General features: G+C 39.4%; 21 protein-coding genes and 1 pseudogene. 10 read left to right on the plus strand and 12 right to left on the minus strand.

From position 1 onward, the window contains the following. The first annotated feature begins 357 nt into the window (after positions 1-357). Both PQO03_RS21550 and PQO03_RS21555 read left to right on the plus strand, forming a co-directional pair. Positions 358-882, plus strand: coding sequence for an NADPH-dependent FMN reductase (locus PQO03_RS21550; protein ID WP_274153276.1), 525 nt, complete (start codon positions 358-360; stop codon positions 880-882). A gap of 258 nt (positions 883-1,140) precedes the next feature. Further along, positions 1,141-3,243 carry a serine/threonine protein kinase gene (locus tag PQO03_RS21555; protein WP_274153277.1) on the plus strand — a complete coding sequence of 701 codons (2,103 nt, stop codon included), beginning with the start codon at positions 1,141-1,143 and terminating at the stop codon, positions 3,241-3,243. Between the two features lie 34 nt (positions 3,244-3,277). Here the strand turns inward: PQO03_RS21555 and PQO03_RS21560 are convergent, their stop codons facing one another. The 5 genes and pseudogenes from PQO03_RS21560 to PQO03_RS21580 form a co-directional block, all read right to left on the minus strand. Continuing rightward, positions 3,278-3,490 (minus strand): integrase core domain-containing protein, encoded by a 213-nt coding sequence (locus PQO03_RS21560; RefSeq protein ID WP_274154327.1) that lies wholly within the window; start codon positions 3,488-3,490, stop codon positions 3,278-3,280. Continuing rightward, positions 3,485-3,703, minus strand: a pseudogene (locus PQO03_RS21565) (DDE-type integrase/transposase/recombinase); the annotation flags it as partial. The pseudogene PQO03_RS21565 and the gene PQO03_RS21560, both read right to left, overlap by 6 nt. Before the next feature lie 24 nt (positions 3,704-3,727). After that, complete coding sequence (locus tag PQO03_RS21570) at positions 3,728-4,117, minus strand: hypothetical protein (RefSeq protein ID WP_274149755.1); 390 nt, start codon at positions 4,115-4,117, stop codon at positions 3,728-3,730. Further along, the gene (locus PQO03_RS21575; protein WP_274153278.1) at positions 4,117-4,497 is read right to left on the minus strand and encodes a transposase; all 381 of its coding nucleotides are present in this window, start codon (positions 4,495-4,497) and stop codon (positions 4,117-4,119) included. Before PQO03_RS21575 ends, PQO03_RS21570 begins: the two co-directional genes overlap by 1 nt. Further along, positions 4,475-4,840 carry a hypothetical protein gene (locus PQO03_RS21580; RefSeq protein WP_274153279.1) on the minus strand — a complete coding sequence of 122 codons (366 nt, stop codon included), beginning with the start codon at positions 4,838-4,840 and terminating at the stop codon, positions 4,475-4,477. The genes PQO03_RS21575 and PQO03_RS21580 overlap by 23 nt, the downstream gene beginning before the upstream one ends. Before the next feature lie 116 nt (positions 4,841-4,956). Here PQO03_RS21580 and trpB point away from each other — a divergent pair, with 116 nt between their 5' ends. The 3 genes from trpB (at position 4,957) to PQO03_RS21595 (ending at position 7,826) form a co-directional block, all read left to right on the plus strand. Next, a complete protein-coding gene (gene trpB / locus PQO03_RS21585; RefSeq protein WP_274153280.1) occupies positions 4,957-6,204 on the plus strand; it encodes a tryptophan synthase subunit beta in 1,248 nt (415 codons plus the stop codon). Continuing rightward, on the plus strand, positions 6,197-6,967 hold the full coding sequence (trpA, locus tag PQO03_RS21590; RefSeq protein WP_274153281.1) for a tryptophan synthase subunit alpha: 771 nt from the start codon (positions 6,197-6,199) through the stop codon (positions 6,965-6,967). Before trpB ends, trpA begins: the two co-directional genes overlap by 8 nt. A gap of 280 nt (positions 6,968-7,247) precedes the next feature. After that, a complete protein-coding gene (locus PQO03_RS21595) occupies positions 7,248-7,826 on the plus strand; it encodes a DUF4136 domain-containing protein (protein ID WP_274153282.1) in 579 nt (192 codons plus the stop codon). Positions 7,827-7,845: 19 nt separating this feature from the next. Here the strand turns inward: PQO03_RS21595 and PQO03_RS21600 are convergent, their stop codons facing one another. The 3 genes from PQO03_RS21600 to PQO03_RS21610 are packed head-to-tail and all read right to left on the minus strand — an operon-like array spanning position 7,846 to position 11,055. Beyond that, positions 7,846-9,159, minus strand: a complete 1,314-nt coding sequence (locus PQO03_RS21600) for a B12-binding domain-containing radical SAM protein (protein WP_274153283.1) — start codon at positions 9,157-9,159, stop codon at positions 7,846-7,848. Then, on the minus strand, positions 9,156-10,493 hold the full coding sequence (locus tag PQO03_RS21605) for a PH domain-containing protein (protein WP_274153284.1): 1,338 nt from the start codon (positions 10,491-10,493) through the stop codon (positions 9,156-9,158). Before PQO03_RS21605 ends, PQO03_RS21600 begins: the two co-directional genes overlap by 4 nt. A 22-nt stretch (positions 10,494-10,515) precedes the next feature. Continuing rightward, complete coding sequence (locus PQO03_RS21610; protein ID WP_274153285.1) at positions 10,516-11,055, minus strand: hypothetical protein; 540 nt, start codon at positions 11,053-11,055, stop codon at positions 10,516-10,518. 205 nt (positions 11,056-11,260) lie between these two features. Between PQO03_RS21610 and PQO03_RS21615 the strand changes: the two genes are divergently transcribed. Next, positions 11,261-12,253 (plus strand): IS30 family transposase, encoded by a 993-nt coding sequence (locus PQO03_RS21615; protein WP_274148572.1) that lies wholly within the window; start codon positions 11,261-11,263, stop codon positions 12,251-12,253. Between the two features lie 40 nt (positions 12,254-12,293). Here the strand turns inward: PQO03_RS21615 and kdsA are convergent, their stop codons facing one another. Beyond that, entirely contained in the window at positions 12,294-13,145 is an 852-nt protein-coding gene (kdsA, locus tag PQO03_RS21620) for a 3-deoxy-8-phosphooctulonate synthase (protein WP_274153286.1), read from the minus strand. A 278-nt stretch (positions 13,146-13,423) separates the two neighbouring features. Between kdsA and PQO03_RS21625 the strand changes: the two genes are divergently transcribed. The 3 genes from PQO03_RS21625 (at position 13,424) to PQO03_RS21635 (ending at position 17,342) form a co-directional block, all read left to right on the plus strand. After that, complete coding sequence (locus PQO03_RS21625) at positions 13,424-13,894, plus strand: hypothetical protein (protein WP_274153287.1); 471 nt, start codon at positions 13,424-13,426, stop codon at positions 13,892-13,894. A gap of 225 nt (positions 13,895-14,119) precedes the next feature. Beyond that, positions 14,120-14,812, plus strand: a complete 693-nt coding sequence (locus PQO03_RS21630; RefSeq protein WP_274153288.1) for a type II secretion system protein — start codon at positions 14,120-14,122, stop codon at positions 14,810-14,812. Between the two features lie 97 nt (positions 14,813-14,909). Further along, a complete protein-coding gene (locus PQO03_RS21635; RefSeq protein ID WP_274153289.1) occupies positions 14,910-17,342 on the plus strand; it encodes a sulfatase-like hydrolase/transferase in 2,433 nt (810 codons plus the stop codon). Between the two features lie 21 nt (positions 17,343-17,363). Here the strand turns inward: PQO03_RS21635 and arsH are convergent, their stop codons facing one another. From arsH to PQO03_RS21650, 3 genes are all read right to left on the minus strand, one after another. Continuing rightward, on the minus strand, positions 17,364-18,050 hold the full coding sequence (arsH, locus tag PQO03_RS21640) for an arsenical resistance protein ArsH (protein ID WP_274153290.1): 687 nt from the start codon (positions 18,048-18,050) through the stop codon (positions 17,364-17,366). A 304-nt stretch (positions 18,051-18,354) separates the two neighbouring features. Beyond that, on the minus strand, positions 18,355-21,576 hold the full coding sequence (locus tag PQO03_RS21645; protein ID WP_274153291.1) for a DUF1588 domain-containing protein: 3,222 nt from the start codon (positions 21,574-21,576) through the stop codon (positions 18,355-18,357). A 9-nt stretch (positions 21,577-21,585) separates the two neighbouring features. Next, a complete protein-coding gene (locus PQO03_RS21650; protein WP_274153292.1) occupies positions 21,586-22,800 on the minus strand; it encodes a DUF1552 domain-containing protein in 1,215 nt (404 codons plus the stop codon). A gap of 428 nt (positions 22,801-23,228) precedes the next feature. Here PQO03_RS21650 and PQO03_RS21655 point away from each other — a divergent pair, with 428 nt between their 5' ends. Continuing rightward, positions 23,229-24,665, plus strand: a complete 1,437-nt coding sequence (locus PQO03_RS21655) for a sulfatase-like hydrolase/transferase (protein WP_274153293.1) — start codon at positions 23,229-23,231, stop codon at positions 24,663-24,665. The last annotated feature ends 115 nt before the right edge of the window (positions 24,666-24,780 follow it).

Consider the following 24,780-nt stretch of genomic DNA (forward strand, 5'->3'; position numbering starts at 1 on the left):
GAATGGAACTTTTGGAAAGAAGGACTGGTAATCAATGGAGAATCAACTTGGACTTTGGAAAGGAGAGTTGATGGGAGTGTAAGGAGCTCCCTAGTGATTTTGAGGAAGGTCATGAATTGGAGGAAAGGAGAACAAAAAGCTGCCGCAAGGTGGCTTTTTTTTTGCTTTTTCCCTGTTTTCGGAAAAATATATCTCTTAACTGTAAAAAATTAACGTCCTCTCTCTAATCACTCCCTTAAAGTTCTCCACTCTCTTGGCAAGTAATTTTAGCTCGACTTTGCTCGCAAAACCACATTCGTACTTGTCAATAAGTTTATTCAGGACATTTTAATGTAAATCATTATTTTGGAGATAAACATGAAAGTCGTTACCATACTCGGTTCTGCTAGCTCACATAGCAATACAAAAAAAGCCCTTACTGTTGTAGAAAATAAATTCGCTGATCTAGGTGCAGAAGTCACTCAACTTAATCCTCTCGATCTCAAACTCAACAATCCTGCAACTACCGAGACCGAAGACACCAAACGCATTACTCAACTTGTGAGAGATGCTGATGTTGTTATCATGGCCACGCCCGAGTATCACGGAAGCTATAGCTCCGTTATTAAACTTATCATCGATAATCTTGGTTACCCTTCAGCACTCTGTGGCAAAGCTGTCGGCATGGTCGGCGTAGCAGCCAGCCCTTTTGGCGCCCTTAAAGCACTTGAGCACCTCAATAGCATCACAACTCACCTCGGTTGCCATACTTATCCAAAAATGGTTAATGTTGCAAGCTGCTATAAAGTTTTTGATCAAACAGGAGCGCTTAATGACGAAAGCTTAAGAGAGCGTCTCGAAGCTCTAGCAGAAGGCATGTTAGATTACGCCAGCAAATTCTAAACTTACAAAAAACTTTTCTCATTAATGAGCCATCTAAGTATGGCTCATTTTTTTTTGCTCTAAGCTGAATCCGTGAGCTAGCTTTAATACACGGCTTCACACATAAATAAGGCTACACCTTTTGGTACTTCGCAAAGTCACATGGAAAATGTATTTGGATTAGCTCTTGTGACTCTGTTAAATAAGTTGTTTTTAAGCAACTTTAGTTTACCTTTATTCTAGGTCAATTATCGATACGATTTATCCTAGGAGAAGAATTTGACAAGAACTCGTTCATCACTGATGTCCATCCACAATATGGAAATACGCAATCGTAGTCTGATTATTGCTATTCTCATCTTATTGATTGCTACTGGCTACTTTACTGAACAACGTCTAAAGCACGAAATTGAAACTTCTGTTCGTGATTCTTTAGAAAAAAACTTACGTAGCAATGCGGAAGCAATGAAGCTCCTTCTTACTGGTTACAAGGAACGTGTCCATGGCATAAGCAAACTTCCTCTATTAAAGAGAACGACGCTAACGATGGCTTCAAAGCATGACTCGAATGACAAAACTTTATTAATTAAAAACACAAAAATCCTCGAAAGTATTCTTGAGGGATTTTTTAGTAAGAATGGTTTTCTTGATTACTATTTAATCAGTCCCGATGGTCACATGATTGCCACACTGAACAAAGAGCTCTTAGGTCACCAAGTCAATACCAAAGATGCAATTGAGTCTTTAATGGACAGAGATGGTAACTTTGTCTGCCTACCTAAAAAAGCGATTCAACCCAATACTGGTGAAGAGTTTGTTTTAATGTATATCGGCTCATCTCTCAAGGATAATAAAGGCGAGACTTATGCCTATCTTGCTTTTAGTATTAATCCTAGCCATGGCTTCAGTAGCATTATGGAAGTCACATCTCAAACTGGTGAATCTAGCGAAACCTATGCTATCAATAATGATGGATGGATGATTTCTCATAGTCGCTTTGATGCGGAATTAAGAGAACTTGAGATTTTGGATGAAAAAGCTAAATCCTCTGTATTAGAGGTCAAACTTATCAATGAAGAAGGTCAAGCTTTGACCGTTTTTAAGGATGCCTTTTCCAACCCTGCCACTGCCTATCCCCAAGTCCAGGTGAATTCTGATGGATATCGCGATTATCGCGATTCAGAAGTTGTGGGTTCTTGGACTTACCTTCCCCAATATAACTTTGCTATCACTAGTGAAATAGATAAAGAAGAAGCCTTTCGTTCACTCTTTATTATTCGTATTATTTTCGGTATCATTTTTGGCTTAGCCAGTCTGCTAGCTATTGGCCTTATTGCCTATGCTCTTTACAGTATCAAGCTCAAGAAAAAAGTTCGTAGTGCTGCTTTAGATGCTGCTAGTGAGTTGGGACAATTTAAAATCATCGAAAAGATCGGTGAGGGTGCCATGGGTGTGGTCTATAAAGCGAAGCATCAACTCATGCAGAGAGAGACTGCCATTAAAGTTCTCAAAAATGAAGTTTGCCGTGATGTTGACCTCATCCAATTCGAAAAAGAAGTCCGCATCACTTGTCGTTTAACACATCCAAATACTATCTGTATTTATGATTATGGTAAAACTCGTGAAGGTCTATTTTATTATGCCATGGAATATTTAGAAGGTTCGGACATCCAAGAAATCATAAGCAAAACAGGTCCTATTGCACCTGAACGTGTAGTACATTTTGTTAAACAAATATGTGCCTCTCTAAATGAAGCCCATCAAATGGGCTTAATTCACCGAGATATAAAAGCCCAGAACATCGTTGTTTGTAATCGCGGTGGAATCTTTGATAGCATTAAAGTTCTTGATTTTGGCCTTGTTCATGATGCCAATGATGACAATGGCCATAAAGTATCTGGTACACCGCGCTACATGGCTCCAGAAGCAAGTAGTTCACGCAATGAATTACACGAGAGCGTCGACACCTATGCCATCGGGATTTTAATATGTGTAATGCTTACGGGGCAATACCCTTTTGCTTGCGAAGAAAATGTCGAGGATATCCTCAAAGCTCATCGAGAAAATGTACCTCTTACACCTTCTGAATTAGTGAAATTTGAAATCCCTAAAGAGCTCGATCCCATCGTCTTGTGGTGCCTAGAAAAAGACCCGAAAAATCGTCCCGCTAGTGTCGCAGCATTAGCCTCTAAATTAGATGAGCTAGACTTAAGTCCTTGGACACAAGATAAAGCTCAGAAGTGGTGGGCCTTCAATGGTGAATATTTCCTTTCAAATGATGGCTCGCAACGAAGTTCATCGAGCTCATTCGATCAAACTATTCAATTTGATCGCTTTGACAAAACTATTCAAACTGATTCCTTGTCAAGTCCTGGAAATTAGTTGTCACTTTTGGTTTTTGTTATTAAATGATCTACTAAGCACATTGCTGTTCATGAACAATACTCGGAAAGGCATAGCCTAAGGCCATGTGTGGCCGACAATTATTGTACAGATAAATAGCCTGCTTAATAGCTTTTTTAGCATCTTTTAAATTCTTAAATGTATTGCGAAGATGATATTCATATTTGAGAATACCATTTACTCTTTCTGCCTTTGAATTTTCATAGCAATGATTTTCTTCAGTTATACTGACAAGTAGGTTTCGGTGCTGTAATATTTTGATATAATCATGACAACAGTACTGAGAGCCTCGATCAGAGTGATGGATTGGATACTTACCTTTAGGAAGACTTTTTAGTGCACTGCGCAAAGCTTTCATACAGCCAATAGCTTCTAAGTTCTCTCCGACGTTATAAGCAATGATTTTTCTAGAGAATGCATCTGTGATCAAAGCTAGGTAAACAAAACTTTTATCTACTCTGACCTAGGTGATGTCACAGACCCAGGCCTGATTAGGCTCAGTTAAAACCTTATCTTTGATTAAGTTTTTATAGACCTTAAAGCGATGTCTCGAATCAGTTGTACGACAGTACTTCTTTTTCTTTTTGATCAATAAACGATTCTCACGAGCTATATCAAATAACCTATCTCTACCGATTTTAATATCATTAGATTCAAAGTTAGACTTGAGCAATTTCTGTAGCTTACGTACACCTAGCTCAGACTGGATGCAGCGTTTTTGCTTAATAAGATCTACTACCAATGCTTTATCTATAGATTTCTTAATACTATGAGTTCGATCTTTATAGAAGTTTTGACGGCTCATTTTAACATGATGACAAAGTACACTTATGCAGAATTGTTGACCATTCATCACTCTGACTCTCTGGATAGCTTCGCAGCGACTTTTTTTTTCATCGCTACTGGATCTGTTATTCCATTTTGATCACAAACGATATCAAAATAAGCTTTATGCATTACTTCGCTTACAGCCAATTCGGTCACTGTTTTTTCAAGTTCTTTGATCTTGCGTTTTAAGTCTTCGACTTCATTTCTATCGTTTTCACTTTCCACTCTAATCACCCTTGGTAATAGATCAGTTCGTCCATACTTCTTAACCCAATCCCTCACGGTGCTTGATCCCGCTATACCATAAGCCTTACTTGCCTCATGGGGGCTCGGAAATTTCCCTTTTGATAGCTCAGAAACTACTTTTTGTTTAAATGACTCACTATATCTGATTGTGTCTTTCATTGTTTACTCCGTTATTGGAGTGACAACCTATATCAGGACAAGACACAAGACACTGATTCCTGATTCCTGATTCCTGATTCCTGATTCCTGATTCCTGATTCCTGATTCCTGATTCCTGATTCCTGATTCCTGATTCCTGATTCCTGATTCCTGATTCCTGATTCCTGATTCCTGATTCCTGATTCCTGATTCCTGATTCCTGATTCCTGATTCCTGATTCCTGATTCCTGATTCCTGATTCCTGATTCCTGATTCCTGATTCCTGATTCCTGATTCCTGATTCCTGATTCCTGATTCCTGATTCCTGATTCCTGATTCCTGATTCCTGATTCCTAAGACCCATCAACCAACAACTTTTCCCATTTCTTGATTTCTATTGTGTTTAGCACATAGTGACGAAAACTTAAGTGAGTTTATATTGACTTACTTTTATAAATCTTATTAACTCTAGGAAAGATAATGAATCTCTTTGATTACAAAGACGGCCGCGAAGGTTACTTCGGCGAATATGGCGGCTGTTTCATCCCCGAAATTCTACACTCCACGGTGACAGAACTTAAAGACTGTTTTAACGAAGCCAAAAATGATCCGAAATTTTGGCAGGAATTTGTTGAGCTCATGCACAACTACTCCGGACGCCCAACTCCGGTCACTTATCTCAAAAACCTTTCGGAACACCTCGGTGGAGCGCAGATTTACGTTAAGCGCGAAGATCTTAATCATACGGGCTCACACAAAATTAATAACGTCATGGGCCAAGGCTTACTCTGTAAACGCTTAGGGAAGAAACGCATTATCGCCGAAACTGGCGCAGGTCAACATGGTTTCGCAACTGCTACCATGGCAGCTCGTATGGGCTTTGACTGCAAAATTTATATGGGAGCGGTAGATGTCGCTCGCCAGCGTCCTAATGTCTTCTGGATGGAAAATCTAGGCGCAGAAGTAATTGCTGTTACAGATGGTCAAAAGACCCTCAAAGATGCCATCAATGAATGTATGCGTGACTGGGTTTCCAATATGGAAGATACTCACTACGCTCTCGGTACTGCCTGTGGACCCCACCCTTTCCCTGAGATTGTTTCTTATTTCCAAAGTATTGTTGGCCAAGAAGCTCGTGAGCAATTACTCAGTCAAGGAGCTAAACTCCCGGATAAAATTTTCGCCTGTGTTGGCGGTGGATCAAATGCCATGGGCATCTTCCAAGGCTTCCTAAATGATGAAAATGTAGAACTCATTGGCGTCGAAGCTGGTGGTCATGGACCTGGCATAGGTAAGCATGCCGCTCGTATTGCCTACACAGATGCTACCACAGGAATTGCTCAAGGTTACAAAACTAAATACCTTCAAAATTCTGATGGCAACATGCTAGATACTCACTCGGTTTCCGCCGGTTTAGATTATATAGGTATTTCTCCTATCTTGGCTCACCTCTCAGACATCGGTCGTGTACGCTTTGAAGCTGCTACTGATGTTGAAGTGACAGAAACACTAAAATTACTCATGACCATTGAAGGCCTCATTCCTGCTCTAGAAAGTACACATGCTTTCGTGACCGCAATAAAAGAAGCTAAACAAATGGATAAAGATCAAGTTGTCTTAGTGAACCAATCTGGTCGTGGCGACAAAGATATTTTCACTGTGGCTGAAGCATTAAACGATACTAAATGGAAAGATTTCATTAAAGAAAGGGCTGCACTCTATGAGTAATCAACTCGAAACATTCTGTCGCGAAACCTCTCAAAAAAAAGAGCTTATGCTAATGACACACATTGTCTGTGGCTACCCTTCTTTTGAGGCTAATTGGCGTATGCTCGAACTTATGGATGAACATGGTGCAGATATTGTAGAACTTCAATTCCCCTTCTCGGAACCTTCTGCGGATGGACCTCTTTTTGTCAAAGCTAATCAAGCTGCTGTAAAAGCTGGTGTTACTGTCAAAGACTGTTTAGAATTCATGAAAAAAGCGAGTTCGCGCTTTAGTTTTAAAATTCTCATGATGGGCTATGTAAATACTGCTTGGAAAATGGGATACGAAAAATTCACTGATGCTTTAGTTGAAGCAGGTGCCTGCGGCTTCATCCTCCCCGACCTTCCCGTTGAAGAATGTGCGGAAATCCACGCTATTGCCGAAACAAAAGGTCTAGCCCCCATCATGCTCATGACTCCCACCACACCAACTGAGCGACTACATAAAATTGCGGCTTCCGCAACAGGCCTCATCTATGTAGTAGCCCGTAAAGGTGTCACGGGAACAAAAACTCAAATGTCTACAGATTTAGATGTATTCCTAGGCCGTTGTCGTGAAGCTACAGACCTGCCTCTCGCTGTAGGCTTTGGCGTTTCATCGAAAGAAGATACCGACTACCTTACTGGCAAAGCTGACATGGCCATTGTTGGCACCGCATCACTACGCGCTTGGGAAAATGGCGGTGAGCAAGAATTAGGAACTTTCCTCAAAAATCTTAAATGATCTAGACACTTAAAAGAGTCGCACTATACTTATTTCACTTTTTATAGAAAAACAATTCAACAAGGAGTCCAACATGGGCCAGCAATTACGTAAAAGAACTAAGCGCGCTGCACGCAAAAGATATGACAAGCGTCAGAGAGAAGCTGTTCGTGAAGCTATCGCTAAATCAAAAAAATAATTTTTGATTTTTCGCCAAACCCGCATTTAACATGCGGGTTTTTTTTTGCCTTATTGAAATAATAATCCGCTCTTCACCTATTCGATTTCACAGGAATTCACTATGAAAAAACTTTTTCTTACTCTAATCATCGCATTAACTATTACTGCATGTAACTCTAGCCCCGTTAAAGTAAGTAGTGACTACGATGAATTTGCTGATTTTAGACTGCTTCGTTCCTTCAAATGGTATGAACGCGAAAGTGCCCCTCCAGGTGTTGATGATCTGCTTGATCGTAGGATCATTCGCGCCGTAGGCCGTGAATTAAAAGCTGATGGCTATCATGAGGCTCAAGAAGGTGAAGCCGTTCATTTCTTAGTCAATTATGTTGTTGTCGCTAGAGAAAAGCAGGAAATTCGTAGTGTAACTTCCTACTCAGGTTACTCACCCCATTATTATGGACGTCATTATTACCCTAGTCACCATGCCAGCTCAGTCGAACTCCGCAATTACCGCCAAGGTACTTTATTTATAGATATCCTCTCTGCCAAAACTAAAAAGTTAATCTGGCGAGGTGTAGGAACTCGACGTATCCCCAATAATGTTGATCGTTTGCGTCGTAATGAAATTGTTAACGAAACCGTAGAAGAAATAATGAAACACTTCCCACCAGATCCCAAAGACAAGCCCAAGCAAAAATAAGCGGTTCATACACTGTCCTTCACATGGATTGTGCTGATTTCCATAAACTATTAAAATTTGCACGTCTCTTATCAGTGAAGTCTTTTGAATAAAGCCTCTTGACTAAATTTCTAAAGCCAAGTCTCAGCTCTTCACGCGTGAAGTTTTTCGGTTCAAACATCAGGTCAAATAAGGTGCACTTATCCCAAGCTTGATCCTCGTGTAAGCGTCCTTCTCTTTTCAAGCGACGATAAAGTTCAGTCCCAGGAAAGGGTGTAGGAAGTGTGACTTGTACATCGTAAACATTGCATTCATCGGAAAAATTATACACCGCATCAAAGATGCTCTCATCATGAGAATCCATGCCAATAATGAAGCAGGCATTAACACGGATGCCTGCTTGCTGAATTCGCAAAACATTTTCTTGATAACTTGCTAGGCGCCGAGCTTTCCAGTTATTCTTTAATTCGACCCCCTCGAGGCCTGCTATTACAGGACTTTCTAGACCAATCAATAACTCTTTACATCCTGAAGCTTTCAATAAACAAAGAAACTCTACGTCGTCTCCCACGGCAATATCTGCTTCCGTAAACCAACGAATTTTCCTCTTGGCAATTTCGGGGAGAAGGTTTTCCCAAAATTTCTTATTCACAAAACTATTATCATCTGCGAATTCAATAAAGGGCCGAGGCCAAAGCTCACAGATACGATCAATTTCGGCAAGAATTTTACTGGCGGGTTTTTGTTTGTATTTATCGGTGAGTATAATTGATCCCGCACAAAACTCACAGCTATGCGGGCAACCTCGACTCGTCTGTATAGTAATGCGATTATATTTTTGCACATCCAATAAATCATAGGCGGGCATGGGTGCATCGGATAGGTCAAACTCTCGGCCGGACGAATCATAAAATTCTTTGAGTTCATCATTTTGCGCATCTCGCAAAAGTTCTTCCCAATATACCTCACCTTCTCCCATGCATACCGAGTCACAATGAGCCTTCGCTTCATGGGGTCGCGAAGTCACATGTAAACCTCCCATAACGACTCTTAGTCCATGCTCCTGACATTCAGCTGCTAAAGCATAGGCTTCGAAAGCCTGTGCCGTAAAAGTAGAAATCACCACCAAGTCAAAACTTTTAAAAGATAAGTCTCCAAGGACAAACTCCGGCACTTCAAAATATTCTTTTTCGTGTTCTGTAGGAGTCATTCCCGCCAGAGTTAACAGCCCCAGACTCGGCAAAGAAGCTATGACTTTACTGCGCTCTACAAAACCGGGAAGAGTCAAGCCTTCATTTAATAAGGCTTGATCCTGGACACGAATTCCACTCATCGCAACAAACGCTATTTTCATGGAATGAGCCATGTTTTCATCAAGACTTTTACTTCATCATTTAATAAGCCGATTCTATCAAATTTCAGGAGTGATTCATGAAGTTCAATTTTATTTTTTGTAGTAAATGATTTCCCTTCAGTCATCTCTAAAGCATTCCGTACATATTCATTAAAGTCATAATGATGCTCTTTTAAAAACTCTAAATCACTCTTTAGAAACTGTTTTTTATTCAATACAACTTCCAAGCCCTCAAGCTCTACCCACGATTTCTTTAAATTTATCGCCATCCATTGATAAACTATTTCTTTTAACCATGCGGGGTGCTCCTCTCTGAGTTCAGCAAATAAATAAAAACCTTCATCTCGTGTATAAGGAAAAATTAGTGGCTTCGTCTTATCAAAGTCATGCCTCTCCAAATCTTGAACAAAATTAAGGGCTTCTTGATATTGATCTGTTCGTACTAAAGTAATAAATTTATCATGATTCATCAGTTTCTTCTGAAAAAAGGTGAGGCCTATAGCTGATAAAATTAATGCTATTAATACAAAAAACTTACTTACCCTACCCTGCTGATTGATAGGTGGCATTTTTACTGAATTTCCTGGAGTTTTTTTGTAAGTAACAAATTGCCACAATGTAATAGGAAGCGAGATGAAAAAGCTCATTATTATTACCCCCATCGCATTTCCAGTAAATACTCTAAGCACTTCCTGTTCAGGACTTAAAGATGCTCCACTCATTACTCCTACAATTGAAATATATTTGAACATCAAAGATGGATAAGCGACAACACAACATGCCGATATTAAAGGTCCATAAAAATTAATTCTTGTACAAACATGTAGGATTCGTCCAAATAAAAGCACACGCCATAGCGCTACTAATGTTAATAAACTCAAATTGATTTTTACTGCCGTCATCGAAGTACATACCTCTTCCACTGGGAACGCATATAGAAATGCTAAGGGTCCGGTCATCCAGAACAAAGAAAAAAAGGATCGTAATTCATTGTCCTGTAAATCTAACTTACATGTTCGTGTATTGATTCGAAACCAAGCCATGATCCATAATATCATTAGACTAGAGGCTACAATCGGGATCAAATAGATTAAAGGATTTTTTAGAATCAACTCTTGATCATATTCTCGCGCGATTCCCGCAAAACAGATAAAAATAAGCCCATACCAAATACTCGAACTATTTCTAGCTACCTGTAAAATGGCCTGTCGACTGCCGAACAAAAAAAGCAGTATCGTCTTAAAACTTAAGTTATTTATTTTTTCTAATGGCCCTGGACCATCATCAGAAAGTGCTCTCTCTAGTTCTTGTGAATGACGTTTTTCTTCACTCACACCCTTAATCATAATTCTTCATTTATACTCGGCTTAATTTATCTTTAATCTTTGTAAGACTCATCGACCTTTTGATACGCCTTTCAAGTATATGTATTTCATAGTCTAATTCATCTATCGCCTGATCGATGAGACAAATTAATAAGTTAGCCACTTTGTCTATCTTGTTACTCTCGATAAAGTTACTATACGATTTATATGAATAATCATCTTGATTAGACATACTATAGACAAAAGAAACTCTCGCTGAATTACACTTCCATTTTGAATACTGTTTTAATTCTAAAAAGTCACAGGACTCATCCTTGAGTTGATTCATGGTAAGTTGCAGAATATTTAATAGCTTAAGCTTCGACTTAATTGACTCATCAGGGGCCAAATGATAATTAATTAAAGCTTCACGTCCTAAATGCAAGAGCTCCGTCATATCTGTTAATAAGAGATTCGAATAAGAGGAAAAACGTTCCCCAAGTTGTTCCCCTACCTTATAAGCTAGCTGCACTTTTTCACAGGCTTCTGAAAAATGTTCTTCTTTGAGTTCTTTAAGTTGTGGCAGGCTCATCCTTTTCCTCCATGATTCTATATTATAATCAAAAAAAATGTGGATAAATTTCTTTATCCACATTCACTAAGAATCATAACACCTGCATTCGTATAATAAGTGCAACACTTCTGTTAATTGCTTATAGCATAAACATCTATTGAGAATAACAAGACTCAGATGTACTCTGCTATAAGCGACCAAACCTAAAACAGAGGAGTCAGAAATGACATATGAACATCTGAGTCTTGAAGAAAGACACTACCTTGAAATTGAATTAAAGGCAGGCACATCGATCACTAAAATAGCAAAAAACTTAAATCGTAGTACAAGCACACTTTCACGAGAACTTAAACGTAATAAAGGTCTCCGTGGTTATCGAAACAAGCAAGCCAATGACTTTGCTCAAGAAAGACACAAAGTGAAACCAAAGGCTATTAAACTAACTGAAGAAGTTAAGGACTATATAGATGAGCATTTACTCAAGGATTGGAGCCCCGAACAAATTGTAGGTCGACTAAAAGATGACCAATCCATCTTACTTCATCATGAAACAGTTTATCAATATATTCTTAGAGATAAAGAATCAGGAGGTGAGCTATATAAGCTTCTACGTCATCAGAATAAAACTTATCGCAAACGTTATGGCAACCAGCATAGTCGTAATGGGATTCCCAATCGTGTGGATATAGACGAACGACCTGAGGCAGCTAATAAGCGAGAGCGTGTAGGCGACTGGGAGATGGATACTATTATAGGAAAAGCTCATAAAGGAGCCATTGTAACTATGGATGATCGAAAATCAAAACTGCGTCTAGCATTGCCTGTGTCTCATAAGAAAGCCACGCTTGTGAAAGATGCAATAATCTCTTTGCTAACACCGATCAAAGATTTGGTTCATACTCTTACATTTGATAATGGAAAAGAATTTACTCAGCATGAGACTATCTCCAAGGAATTGGAATGTAATAGTTATTTTGCTAAACCATATCACTCATGGGAACGAGGCCAAAACGAGAATGCTAATGGATTGTTACGGCAATACTTTCCTAAGTCTATGGCGCTTGATGGTATCAGTGAAAATGAAGTCATTATTGCGGTTGATAAACTTAATAGTAGACCTCGAAAATGTCTGAAATTTAAGACGCCATATGAAGTTTTTGAAAATTTAACTGGAATTAACTTAAGAAAATCAGTAGGTGTTGCACTTACTACTTGAATTCAGGACAACTTAAATTACAAAGACCTTAATCAATAATTTATTTTATTTCTAATTCTACAAAGCTTTTTACTAGATCATCTATCGCTTTAACTTGCTGTAGAAAAGGTCTCAATAATTCTAATGGCAAAGCTGACGGACCGTCACATTTTGCCTCTGCTGGATTTGGGTGTGACTCCAAAAAGAGCCCTGCCAATCTTGTTGCCATGCCTGAACGCGCCAATTCAAGTACCTGTTCACGACGTCCGCCAGAAGCTGCTCCCAAAGGATCTCGGCATTGCAAGCTATGAGTTACATCAAAAATAATCGGCGAACCACCCGTCGATTGTTTCATCGTTCTAAAACCCAACATATCTACCACTAAATTATCGTAACCCATGCAAGAACCACGCTCACATAGAATGGTCTTTTCATTTCCTGCTTCAGCAAATTTGTCTACAATATTTTTCATTTGACCAGGACTGAGGAACTGAGGCTTTTTAATATTGATCACTGCACCCGTATTAGCCATCGCCACTACAAGATCTGTCTGACGCGCTAAAAAGGCCGGTAGCTGAATGACATCAACAACATCAGCCACTGGCTGGCATTGATCAATTTCATGTACGTCTGTAATAATTGGAACGTTATTAAACTCACGTTTTAAAGCTTTAAAAATCTCCATACCTTTTTCAAGGCCCACACCACGAAAGCTATGAACGGAGGAGCGATTCGCTTTATCAAAAGAAGCTTTGAACACGTAGGGAATATTTAATTCTTCACATACGCTCAGGTACTTTTCACAAACTTTCAGTGTATCCGCTTCATTCTCTAAAACATTTAACCCACCAAACAAAACGAAAGGCTTATCATTGCCCAAACTAATATTATTAAAGTCAATTACTTTGTTCATTTTATATCCCTATCATAATTTAAAATTTTACAAATATATGAGCCATGACTACTTGTTCAACAGCAGAACACAACAATTGAGTTTATTGAACATATATAAGCTTTTACTTTATAAATCTTCACACTTCTTTAGGACTTAAAGTTATTTGTTCTTTAAAATGTAATTCTCTTGTAAAAATGGACTCGCTATTTAGCACGAGTCCTTGCCTCTTTTTAAAGTAAATATAATTTCATGAGGGCTAAAGGCCCTAAAATAATATATAAAATGGAGGAATACACATGGGGTTTTTCGATAAAATAAAATCGGCCGTTAATGTGGTAACTGGTGGTGCAGCAGAACTTAATGTTTCATTTGGAGAAGTTAAATTTGGTGAGCCTATTACAGTCTATGTTAGGGCTCTGGCTAAATCTGATCTCAAAATTGATAAAGTTTATCTCAAACTTCGGGGCGTCGAAGAAGTTATTGTAGATGACCATGACTACCAAGATAAAGATGGCGATGGTGATCGTGAAGAAACTCACGAAACCATTGAAAAGCGTCATGAAACCTATGAAATGGAGCAGGTGATTTCTGGGGTTCAAGAACTTGAGAACGGACAGGAATACGAATGGACTACAGAGATCCAATTACCTGAACACCTTCAGGCCCCTTACCGTGGGCGCTACTGTACTCACAACTATAAAATTTTTGTGGGACTGGATGCTTTTGGTAATGATCCCGATACTGCTTGGGTTAATATTCCCTTTTAAACTGTTTAAGAAGATGACCTAACTTTATCAAAAGAGCTCAGCTATATTGCTGGGTTCTTTTGCTTATTAGAGGATTGATATATATATATCGGCCTCTCCTCGAACTTTAATAATTCGACCATTATATATCATAACTTATCTATTGCTTTATGAGATAATTAAAAGATTTGTCACTTGTGTAAATTAACTTGACGTAGTTGTTTATAAACAAGTAGGAGATACACCGTGCACAATAAAAAATACAACTTTTCACTTATTGAACTTTTAGTCGTTATTGCCATTATTGGAATATTAGCAAGTATTCTCTTACCTATCCTTGGAAAGAGTCGCGAAAGCGCCAAACGTAGCCTCTGTCTAAATAACCTCAGACAAATCGGCTATAAACTTCATATTTATACCGATGATAATGACATGTACTTCCCCTATGCCTCAGGCCCCAATAATTTAGTCCAATGGGATGATCTTATCAGTGATTATCTAACGCAGACACAAAGAGAAGACAGCCCTCTAGATCCTTCTACACAAGCAGCCAGCGCTGATCATATATTTCTATGCCCATCGGATACAACAAGCCCTAATGGAAACAATCTCCTTCGCAGCTATGCCATGAATTCCAGCACTAGCTGGGCCACTCAAAATTTAAGTAATTTTATTGGATTTTCTGGCTTACATGGACTTGCCGTACAAATAAATAATATCTCTAAGCCATCATCACTCATTGCAAATGGAGAAAGATTTCAAAAAAATAATCTTCGTGGAGGTCACAATTATGCTGTTTTAGGTGACCTTGCGACGTCCTACGATACGGTCGGTTCTATCGGCGCTCATAAAGATGATCTAAAATATACCTATGTTTTTGCTGATGGGCATACTGAGTATCTTTCTTACCTCAAAGCAAATGCCCTGCAAAATCAATAAACATTATTCTAGCTATTCATAAAAAACTAACTGTTTTGTTAGATAGTCTAATTCAGTAACGTAGTGTTGCTTATAAGAAGAAAAAATCGGAATCTATATGAGATATTTAGCACTGCTTACACTTTTACTTACCACTCAGCTTTATGCTGAGAGACTTGACCAAACAAAACTCAATGTCGTTTTTATCACTTTAGATGACCTCAGTTATGAAAGCTTAGGCATCAATGGCTGCAAAGTTCCGGATATTTCACCAAATATGGATCGTATTGCCAATAGTGGTATGCGCTTCGAAGGTTTCCACGTTCAAGCCAGTAACTGTATACCTTCACGCGCATTGATGATGACGGGTATGTATCAACAACATAATAAAATTTTCTCTTTGGGTAAAGCTGGTGCAGGCAACCAAATCATTCGCAATACCCTACCCACAGTTTTCAACGACGCTGGCTATCACACAGGTATTATGGGTAAAAACTCCCACCACAACCCCTTTGACCCCTATACGGGTTTTGATGTAGAATACGACTCCTATGGCTCCACAAAATACCCCGCGAAAGTTTATGAAAAAACTAAACTTGCTATTGCGGACTCCTCTAAACTGAATAAACCACTTTTCTTTAATCTCAATATTTATGACCCCCACGTTGGTTGGTATGGCTGGTCTCGTACCGAAGGAACTGTAAAAGAAACAGAAAACCACCCAAGTCGTATTTACACTCCCGATGAGATCCCCTACCCCTCATGGTTCCCTCCCCTTGCTGAAAAAGCAAAAACGGGTCCCAACAAGCGCAGTAAAAAAGATATCCACATCATGGAGGAAGTCACTGCCTATTACAATACCGTCAAACGTGCCGATGATTCGATTGGTCAAATGCTCCGTGCTTTTGATGAAGCAGGAATCACTCAGGACACCGTATTCATCCTTATCTCGGATCACGGTGCTGAACTCCCTGGTGGAAAAACGACTCTTTATAATGAAGGCACTCATTCGCCGCTCTTCATTTCTTGGCCTGGTATTACTAAGCCAGGTACCGTTCACAAGTCAGAACTTATTGGCTCTATCGACCTTTTGCCCACTTTCTGCGACATGCTCAATGAGCCTATCCCTGCGGATCTCGATGGTCGTAGTTTTCTCCCCATGATTTTGGGCCAAACTGAAAAAAATTGGCGACCCTTTGTCTATATCCAACAAAATGATCGCAATAAGGCTCGTGCCATTCAAACAAAAGATGGCTATCTCTACATCGTCAATGCTTGGCATGGTGGCGAGACAAAATTCGGCTCTGTTTCTACTGGTACACTCACTTGGAATTTATTTAAACTCGCACAACAAAGCCCGGAAAATGATCCTCTTGCTAGTGCTTGGATCAACAAACTTGAGTATCGTGTTCCTCATGAACTCTACGATATTAAAAATGATCCATCTTGCTTTAAAAACTTAGTCCATGACCCTAGCTATAAAAATAAACTTCGCGAAATCCGCGAAACCATGATTCAAGAAGCCGAAATTAGCGGCGATCACATTGCGCTCGCCGCACTTCGTAATCCTGAGTCAGCCGAAGCTCGTGCTGAAACTGTGAACGCTATTGATGCCGACAAAGCTACGCGTATCTCCAATCCTGACTATGCGCGTAGAGCTCATTATGATCCGTATGATGGTAGCTTAGTCCTCGATAATACTCTATTCGAAGGAGTTAGTGGCATCTGGAATGATTCCGCAAAAGGTCTCTCCCTTGAAACAAAAGGTGGTAGCAAAGAACTTGGACCTGGAGCACTTAAAGTCGACGGGAATAAATCCAATAGTATTCGCATTGAAACATCTCGCTCTTTTAATGCTAGGCAATTTAATAATATCAAATTTGCCTTCACACTTAATACTCTCCAAGCACCCAAAGCTAAAAAATCCAAGGGCAAAAAAACTCAAACTCAGAAACTCGCTACACGCAAAGAAAAACGAGTAACGATCCCTAGCCCAAAAGGAAGTCTAAGTTTTGAATACAATAATGGCTCGGGATGGCAGTCATTAGAAAAAGCACCTTTAAGTAAATTTTTGAAAGAACAGAACTTAAGTTTTAAAAAACCAAAAAAGGGATTTAGTACCAAAACAAAGTTTGCAATTAGTATCGACTTCACTTCTCCTGGAATCCTATATCTCGATGGCTTTCGCCTCGCTACTGATGTGGATTGGAAGTCTATTAAAACGCCGAATCAGCAAGTACTCAAAGCAGGAGAATCACTTGAATTGACTAGAGATTTAATTGACTTCAGCGAACTTGAAGTTAGCTATAATTTCTCTGCGGAAAAAGCTCAAGCTAAGTTTGTACTCGAATACTTTGATAAAGGAAAGTGGCTAGAGCTCAATTCCCATGATTATAAGTACGTACTCCAGGCAAACAAAAAATATGTGGCCTTCGCAAAAATCAAAGCAAAAAACATGCTCGGAAAAGAGCTGAAAGTTCGCTTCCGAAATCTCACTTCCGTCCCCGTGGAGATTAATGATCTACAAGTGCGGAAACGATCTTCGATTTAGATCTTCATAAGTGACGTTTAACTAAATATTCTGAAGTTGAACCTTTATTTCATTAGCTTTGCGCTCGCTATATCGATCGACAAGAAATTCAGCATTGTCTCTGAGGATGTAAGTCATGCGCATTAACTCCTCCATTACATCCACTACTCTATCCCTGTAGGAAGAATCCTTCATGGTTCCATCTTCATTGAATTGTTCGTAGGCTTTCGCAACGGACGATTGATTCGGGATGGTGAACATTCTCATCCATCGACCTAGCACCCGCATATTATTAAGAGTATTAAAACTCTGGGATCCACCACTGACTTGCATCAATGCCAAAGTTTTTCCTTGTGTTGGTCGTACCGCACCCATCGTCAAAGGTATCCAATCAATTTGAGTCTTCATTAGTCCTGACATATTTCCGTGCAATTCAGGAGATGACCAAACTTGCGCTTCTGACCATAGACTTAAATTTCTTAACTCTTGAACTTTTTCATGCTCAAGATTATGCTCCGAATCAAAAACAGGAAGCCCTGTCGGATCAAACAATTTCACATCTGCCCCCATATGAGTCAAAATTTGAGCTGCTTCTTCCGCCAATAATTTCGAATAAGAACGCTCGCGTAGTGAGCCATATAAAATGAGGATGCGTGGAGCATGCTTTACTTTGAGTGAAGTATTGATGAGATTAAACTTCTCTTGCTTTAAGTAATCTGAATGTACCATGATTGTTATCCTTATCTTAAAACTCTTGTGTGTACTTTCTCTATCTAGTCAATAATTCTTCACTCATATCAAGTGCCATTTATAAATCATCGTATCACTAGAGCATATTTTGATTAAAGACAAGATATAGTTTGGTAATTCGCCTTCAAGTTCATTACCTACAGAATTATTTTTATTTGAACATAATCTAAAACCCACAGGATTGCTTATAGCAATATATTCTCTTTCTCATTAGTTGAAAATAATAAAATCGACCGAGTACTCTGACTCTGTCGATTTATTGTAAAGTAATGACTAGTAAAAATTACAGGACGTAATGCTTCACAATTTCAGCATAGAGATCACCAACGCGATAGCCTTTTTCTTTAGTTGCTTCCAAAATAGCATCTAGTTTAGCTTCATCCTGTACACCAGGTTCCCGACTCGTCATATAACTAATTAGCTTTTTACTAAAAGCTCGAGCCATCAATGACTGAGAATAAGACCCTAAGTAATCTTTTAACTTCGTAACATCTGTTACTTTTTGATCATTAATTTTTACTGGATCTGCTACGAAATGATTATTGTAACCACCAATCGAATCATATTTATCCATAAGGATTGCTAAAGAATCTAAACGCTTATGGCAAGAATTACATGCAGGATTTTGAGCGTGAACCTCGAGGCGCTCACGGAGCGTTCTTCCCGTTGAAGTATCTTCAAAGTCATTCACATCTACATCAGGAGGTGAAGGCAAGGGTGAGTCAAGAATATTTTCCGAAATCCATGCTGCTCGTTTAATCGGCAAAGGATCGACACCATTTCCTGTAGCGGTCAAGAAAGCACCCATACTCAGTATGCCTCCACGGTCTGCATTGCTAACATTCATCTTAATGAACTGACCATCTTGAGACTGACCTTCAACGGCATCGACACCATAAAAATCGATAAGCTCTTTATCTAGGAAACTATAATCAGCTTTTACCAAGTCTACGATTGGTCGGTTCTCGCGGAACAAGTTGAGTAGGAAAAACTCCGCTTCTTGTTGTTGAAGTTCTTGTAAGTTATTTCGGTGATAATCCCGGAACTTCCCTTCATCAGGCAAATTATTACTAATTTCGCCCAGTTTCAGCCATTGATAAGTAAAGGCATTAGAAAAACGCCTAAAGTGATCATGTTGAATTAACCAATTACCCAAACCTTTATAATCTTTCTTTTTGGCAGCTGTTTTATAGGTATTAATAAATTCTGCTGACGGCGGTGATTTATGGGTCATGTACGAAGTATAACGAATTTTTTCTTCTGCTGTTTTAGCTGCAGAATCCAAAATAAGGAATCGTGGTGACATAAAGAAAGTAATCATCGTATTGCGATAGGCATCTTCCATTTTCATTTTTTGTTTGCGTAAATCGCCAAACATATAAGTATAAATCACACTTAATTTCATGCCGTTAAAAGTATGAAGGAGCTTAAATTTCTCTCGCACTTCCATATCAATAATTTTTTCTTTCTGCTGAAAAGACAAAGGATTCACATTTACATTAAAAGGACCCTCAATTTTTTGATCCCACATTTTAATATAGGGAAAATCATATTGTTTTCTATCCAAATAGGCCCGTGCTTCCTCTTGCTCTTTTTCACCAGCATCTTCACCATGCCTATGGTAAGCAAGCATACTCGCTAAACGATTACGCCCTATTAAACTTTTCCAGTCTAGAGCAAAAGACACACCTGATCGACGCTTAATCTCAAACTCAATGCCATAATCTCCTTCCGAAGAAATTTCCATTGTCTCTAAATATTTAAGTTTTGCAAAGGGATCTGCTGTCCCAGGCGGTTCTAAATAAAAACGTACGGGCATGGTCAAATTATCATTCTCTTCAAATAACTGCTCATAGTCAGACACAATGGCTTCACCATATTTTTCTTTGGTGATCTTACTCATGGACATATTTTCGCAACTAGCTTTAAAGGTCAGTTTATAAGTCCCAGGTGGCAATGAACGTGCGGCCAACATTTTGTTAACGACCTGATTTTCATTCGCATCTAAATAACGATCTTGTTTGCTTTCTTTTTTCTCTGAAAGATCTTTGAAATCCAAAGAACAATACCATCTAGGATTATATTGCGGCCATCGCACATTAGTTTCATTTCCAAAAGTTCTAACCGCAAAAGGTGTACTCGGAAATTTAACTGATTGATTCAACGGATCTAATTGCGGACGAAGCCCGATGAAACTCTGTAACATATCGTAAAGTATGTTGTAATAGTTACTGATGTAATGAGGACTCAAAATTTTCCGCTGATGCGTGTAGAAACTCTTTTCAGAATAGGATTGGTGCATTGATACTACAGGATTGTACTGAGAATAGTCGATGTCAAAAAGGTCGCCCAAAGTATTTTGGACCTCGTAAGGAGTCATAACTCGTGTCGTCACGCCTTCTTTCAAATCATCAAACATCATTTTTATCGATGCTAAAAGCAATTCCTGCTCTTCTTTTTCTAAGGGAATAGAATCCGGCTCATCCTCAACGGGAGGAGGCATTTCGCCTTTATTGATACTGCGGTATATTTTTGCCCAAGTTTTTGAGTTTGTAGATTTGGAAGCCATTAAACGCGCAATATTAAAGTCTCCTTCCGCTTCTTTACCTTCAGCACCATGACAGCTTACACACTTAGTTTTCAAGACTTCATTAAAGCTATAATGTTTAAGTTCCCCAGTAAAAAAACCATCTTCTTCGGGCTGAAAAAAATTCTCCGGTTCTTCTGGTTCTTCTTTTTTAGGTGCCTCTACAACAACTTTTGGCTTGGGTTTTGGCTTGGGTTTTGGCTTCTCTTTTTTGGGAACTATTTTTGGCTTATTTTTTTCTGCTAGTTCCGCTTGTTGTTGCTTGATAAAAGAGATCGCATCCTTAAAGAAGAAGCCTCCGACTGCGAGTACCAAAACCAGAATACAAAGACCTACAGGGAAAGGTTTTTTCTTTTTAGCTCGTGGCGCTTTTGTTGGAACCCTTAATTTTTTCTTTGATTTAGAGCGTAACTGAGTTTTTTTACTCTTCTGCTGTCCCACTCTTGCTTCTGGTTTTTTTCTTTGTGGAGTGGCTTTAATTGTGCGTTCTTGCTGACTTGCCTTGCTTTCATCTTGAATCGCTGAAGCTTTATTCGACGTCACAGTTTTGAGTTTGTCTTGAATCTTTCCGGATTCATTTTCTTTGGGCGATAGTTTTGGTAAATCGTCTAGTGAAGGCTCCATCCTTGATACTGGAATGATTATGGGACTAGAAGTCTCCGTGATCTGATGCTGTGCTTGTTCAGCTTTAAATGCTCTCTCTAAAGCTCTTCCTTCATTTAAAATAGCCTCAACTTCAGCCATGGCTGCATTTAATAAAGCTTCCGTTTGGTCTTTCGCAATGAGTCCCTGGCCAATTTGTTCTTCTAGAACTTCAAAAGCTTGTAATTTTTCACGTAATTGCTGCTTGAGCTCGGGACTGAGCATAGGGATGGAATCTTGCCCTCCAGAAGAGGGTGTATCGTTATCATTTATCATTGGATTCGCTTAGGCCTTAAACAACTCAGGAATTACCTGCTTACTGTTACTAAAATTACTGTTACTAAAACCACTCTGTTTCAAGATACTAGAAAACATGTCTGAAGTTGAATAAATATGCTTTTTCCCATCTAAGCAGGCAATGGATTCTTTATGGGCGAAACCACCTCCAAACAGAAACGCTGGAGCTTTTTTATTCGTGTGTTTTCCTGCATATGCCATGCCACAGTGAAAGAGTACGATGGTATCATCATATAAACCACCTTCTTTCAACTTGTGAAGAAAATTCTTCACGCCATTTAACACGCCTTGGTCAATGGTCTCCAATCCGTAAATTCGCTCAGGATATCCACCGTGGTGAGTATTAGCGTGATGACCCAGTTCAACGCCTGCAAGACCCGCATTTAAACCTCGGCTCCCAAACTCTACTAAGGCAATCTTAGTTTGCTTCTTTTCTAATGCATCGTAAACCAAGTTAAAGTTATTATGGCAAGAAGGGATGGGTTGCTTTTCCTCATTTTCGCCAAAAGATTTTTTTAGGTAGGGCTTTTTAACTTTGAGCCATTTTTCTCGTTCATCTAAAACTCCTAGTTGGTAATCCAAGGATGCTCTCATGTCTTCTTCTTGAATATTCCCGCGCCAATAACGTCGCAAATTACGTGCTAAAGTCGACAAAATATCGCGCTCACGTTCAATCCTTGCCTTTTCACGCTTTTCATCTGTACGAGAAAATAAACTTTCGTATAAATTATTGGCTCCACTAATCGCTGGCAAAGGTTGTTCAAATTTATTCCACGACATGCTTGAGCCACCATTGATTCTATGGTAAAGGAATTTATGTCGTGTTTCTTGAACTGATCCATCTGCTAAAACTTGGTCGAGGCTCGTCATTTTCTTATCGGGATAATGTTCTCTATCTTCATAAGGTATCGTGGTAAAAGTCGCGGGCTGACATTCATGACTACCCGTCATGTTTTTTTCAGAAATCCCGTCAAAATAAGTCATTTGACCTTTAAATTCGGAGAAAATTTCTGTCATATACTTACATGAGGACCCATTGTCTTGAAAATTCGGTGCATAAAGGCCCAAATCAAGACTTACGAGGACGACATTTTTCTTGAGATTAACTCTTGGCTCTATTCTCTTTGTCGCGGCAGAAAGGGTATTTGCTTGCAACATGGCTCCAGCTGCAGTGGCGGCTATAAACGATCGGCGGTTTATCATTTCATTCTCCAGGTTCTTTATCTAAAATAACGCATAAGGACTCAAAATATTATACCAACGCGGTCCTTTTAACTATATTTATAACAAGCTATATACATAGATCGCTACAAATTTGAGCAATTTATAAGCATGATTTTAATTTTTATGTACAAGTCTACTACAAAGCTATACGCTAGACTTAACACGAAATTACTTATCTTGTTACAAATCTTATGCTAAAATGACTTAAAAAAAAGTAAATGCCTCTAATTATAGAGTCGCCTTATCAAGATTTCCGATAGGCAGCTTGGAGAAATTATAGCTCTCATACAAGATGGATGCTCCTCTTATCTAATGTCCTAAACTCTGACTGCATAAGTTCAGCCTTTAGATATAAATCATGAATAATCGTGGTTTATTAATTGATCCTGACACTTTTTGGATCTGGCGTGCGTATTACTCATTATGATGACAATTTATTATTGAGGTTTCCGTTGCGCTATCTAGTTCTTCTCTTTCTTATTTCACTACTTTCCTATGGAGTGGAAAAGCCGAATTTTATTATTATCCTCGCAGATGATATGCCCTATAATGCACTTAGCTATACGGGGAGTCCGGAAGTAAGAACGCCCCATATAGACAGTCTCTTTGAACAAGGTTTAGCTTGTCCACAAGCCTATGTGACCCACGGTGTCTGTGCTCCTTCACGAGCTGGACTAATGACCGGGCGCTATCAGGCTCGCTTCGGCTATGAAACGCTGAGTGGATCTCCAAGTCATGCCGCGAAAGTTGATCATGGTGTGGATATCAATGAAATTACGATTGCCCAGCTTTTGAAGACTGCAGGCTATACCTCTGCGGCCTTGGGTAAATGGCATCTGGGTATAAATAAAAAGTATCAGCCCTTGCAACGCGGCTTTGATCATCAGTTTGGTTTTGCCGGCGGTGGCGGGCCTTATTACGACCCAAAAACAAGATCTCATGGACTCATTCGCAATGGCCAGCCTGCCCCTTGGCCTGAAGGGGCTTACCAAACCGACCTCATGGCACAAGAAGCTGAGGATTGGATGAAATCAGTAGCAGGCAAACCTTTTTTCCTCTACTTTGCGCCCTACGCAGTACATGCTCCCTTTGAAGCACCTCCTGAGCTAATTCCTGAAGGGAAGCACCCCATGGTAGGCATGATGAAGAGCTTGGATATGGCCGTTGGCCGTATTTTAAAAACGGTAGAGGAACTAGGTCAGCGTGACAATACAATTATTGTTTTTTTAAGTGATAATGGAGGCGTACCAAAGGTTTTTGAACATGGTTTTACCAATGCACCTTTTAGGGGAGGCAAAGCCACTGTCTTAGATGGGGGAGTTCACGTACCTTTTACTTGCTATTGGCCAGGTAAAATTGAAGGAAATGAATATCTTGGAATTGTTTCGAGTCTTGACCTACTGCCCACTTTTGCTGCCGCGGCAGGCATCAGCCTTCCTAATGACCGCGATTATGATGGTGTAAACTTACTGACACAGCTTCAGAGAAAACAAAAAGCGGATAAGAAGCGCACGCTTTACTGGCGGTGGCGTAATGGTCATGCCGTACGTGAGGGCAAGTGGAAGTTAGTATGGGAAATAAATTGGGGGGAATTTCATCATTTGCGAAATAAGCAAAACTTAAAGAATCCATCACCCACTTTACGTCCTAATCCCAATGATCGTTTTTCATCGCTGTATTTTAAGCCTCAGCTCTATAATCTAGAAAATGACCCAAGTGAAAGTAAGGATTTATCCTCTCAATACCCTGAAATCATGGAGAGACTTAAAAAGAAACTCAAATCCTTTGACGCTATTGCCAAGCCCCTAAGTAAAGAAGAACTCGCAGCCTGGCCTCAGCCTTAGATTTACCTAAAAATGATAAAATATTGCGCCCGCATAATGGGCCATATTTTATACTTAACGATAGCTGACAAAGTTTTAGCCGAAAAACATTTTTAACTTGTCATATTTCCTACTT

This window comes from Lentisphaera profundi, assembly GCF_028728065.1.
Taxonomy (GTDB): Bacteria; Verrucomicrobiota; Lentisphaeria; order Lentisphaerales; family Lentisphaeraceae; genus Lentisphaera; species Lentisphaera profundi.

Bases quoted from the DNA above. Each gene is read 5' to 3' on its own strand.
- PQO03_RS21550 (WP_274153276.1), top strand. From the start codon at position 358: ATGAAAGTCGTTACCATACTCGGTTCTGCTAGCTCACATAGCAATACA.
- PQO03_RS21570 (WP_274149755.1), bottom strand. From the start codon at position 4,117: ATGAATGGTCAACAATTCTGCATAAGTGTACTTTGTCATCATGTTAAA.
- PQO03_RS21575 (WP_274153278.1), bottom strand. From the start codon at position 4,497: ATGAAAGACACAATCAGATATAGTGAGTCATTTAAACAAAAAGTAGTT.
- PQO03_RS21580 (WP_274153279.1), bottom strand. From the start codon at position 4,840: ATGGGTCTTAGGAATCAGGAATCAGGAATCAGGAATCAGGAATCAGGA.
- trpB (WP_274153280.1), top strand. From the start codon at position 4,957: ATGAATCTCTTTGATTACAAAGACGGCCGCGAAGGTTACTTCGGCGAA.
- trpA (WP_274153281.1), top strand. From the start codon at position 6,197: ATGAGTAATCAACTCGAAACATTCTGTCGCGAAACCTCTCAAAAAAAA.
- PQO03_RS21595 (WP_274153282.1), top strand. From the start codon at position 7,248: ATGAAAAAACTTTTTCTTACTCTAATCATCGCATTAACTATTACTGCA.
- PQO03_RS21600 (WP_274153283.1), bottom strand. From the start codon at position 9,159: ATGAAAATAGCGTTTGTTGCGATGAGTGGAATTCGTGTCCAGGATCAA.
- PQO03_RS21610 (WP_274153285.1), bottom strand. From the start codon at position 11,055: ATGAGCCTGCCACAACTTAAAGAACTCAAAGAAGAACATTTTTCAGAA.
- PQO03_RS21615 (WP_274148572.1), top strand. From the start codon at position 11,261: ATGACATATGAACATCTGAGTCTTGAAGAAAGACACTACCTTGAAATT.
- kdsA (WP_274153286.1), bottom strand. From the start codon at position 13,145: ATGAACAAAGTAATTGACTTTAATAATATTAGTTTGGGCAATGATAAG.
- PQO03_RS21625 (WP_274153287.1), top strand. From the start codon at position 13,424: ATGGGGTTTTTCGATAAAATAAAATCGGCCGTTAATGTGGTAACTGGT.
- PQO03_RS21635 (WP_274153289.1), top strand. From the start codon at position 14,910: ATGAGATATTTAGCACTGCTTACACTTTTACTTACCACTCAGCTTTAT.
- arsH (WP_274153290.1), bottom strand. From the start codon at position 18,050: ATGGTACATTCAGATTACTTAAAGCAAGAGAAGTTTAATCTCATCAAT.
- PQO03_RS21645 (WP_274153291.1), bottom strand. From the start codon at position 21,576: ATGATAAATGATAACGATACACCCTCTTCTGGAGGGCAAGATTCCATC.
- PQO03_RS21650 (WP_274153292.1), bottom strand. From the start codon at position 22,800: ATGATAAACCGCCGATCGTTTATAGCCGCCACTGCAGCTGGAGCCATG.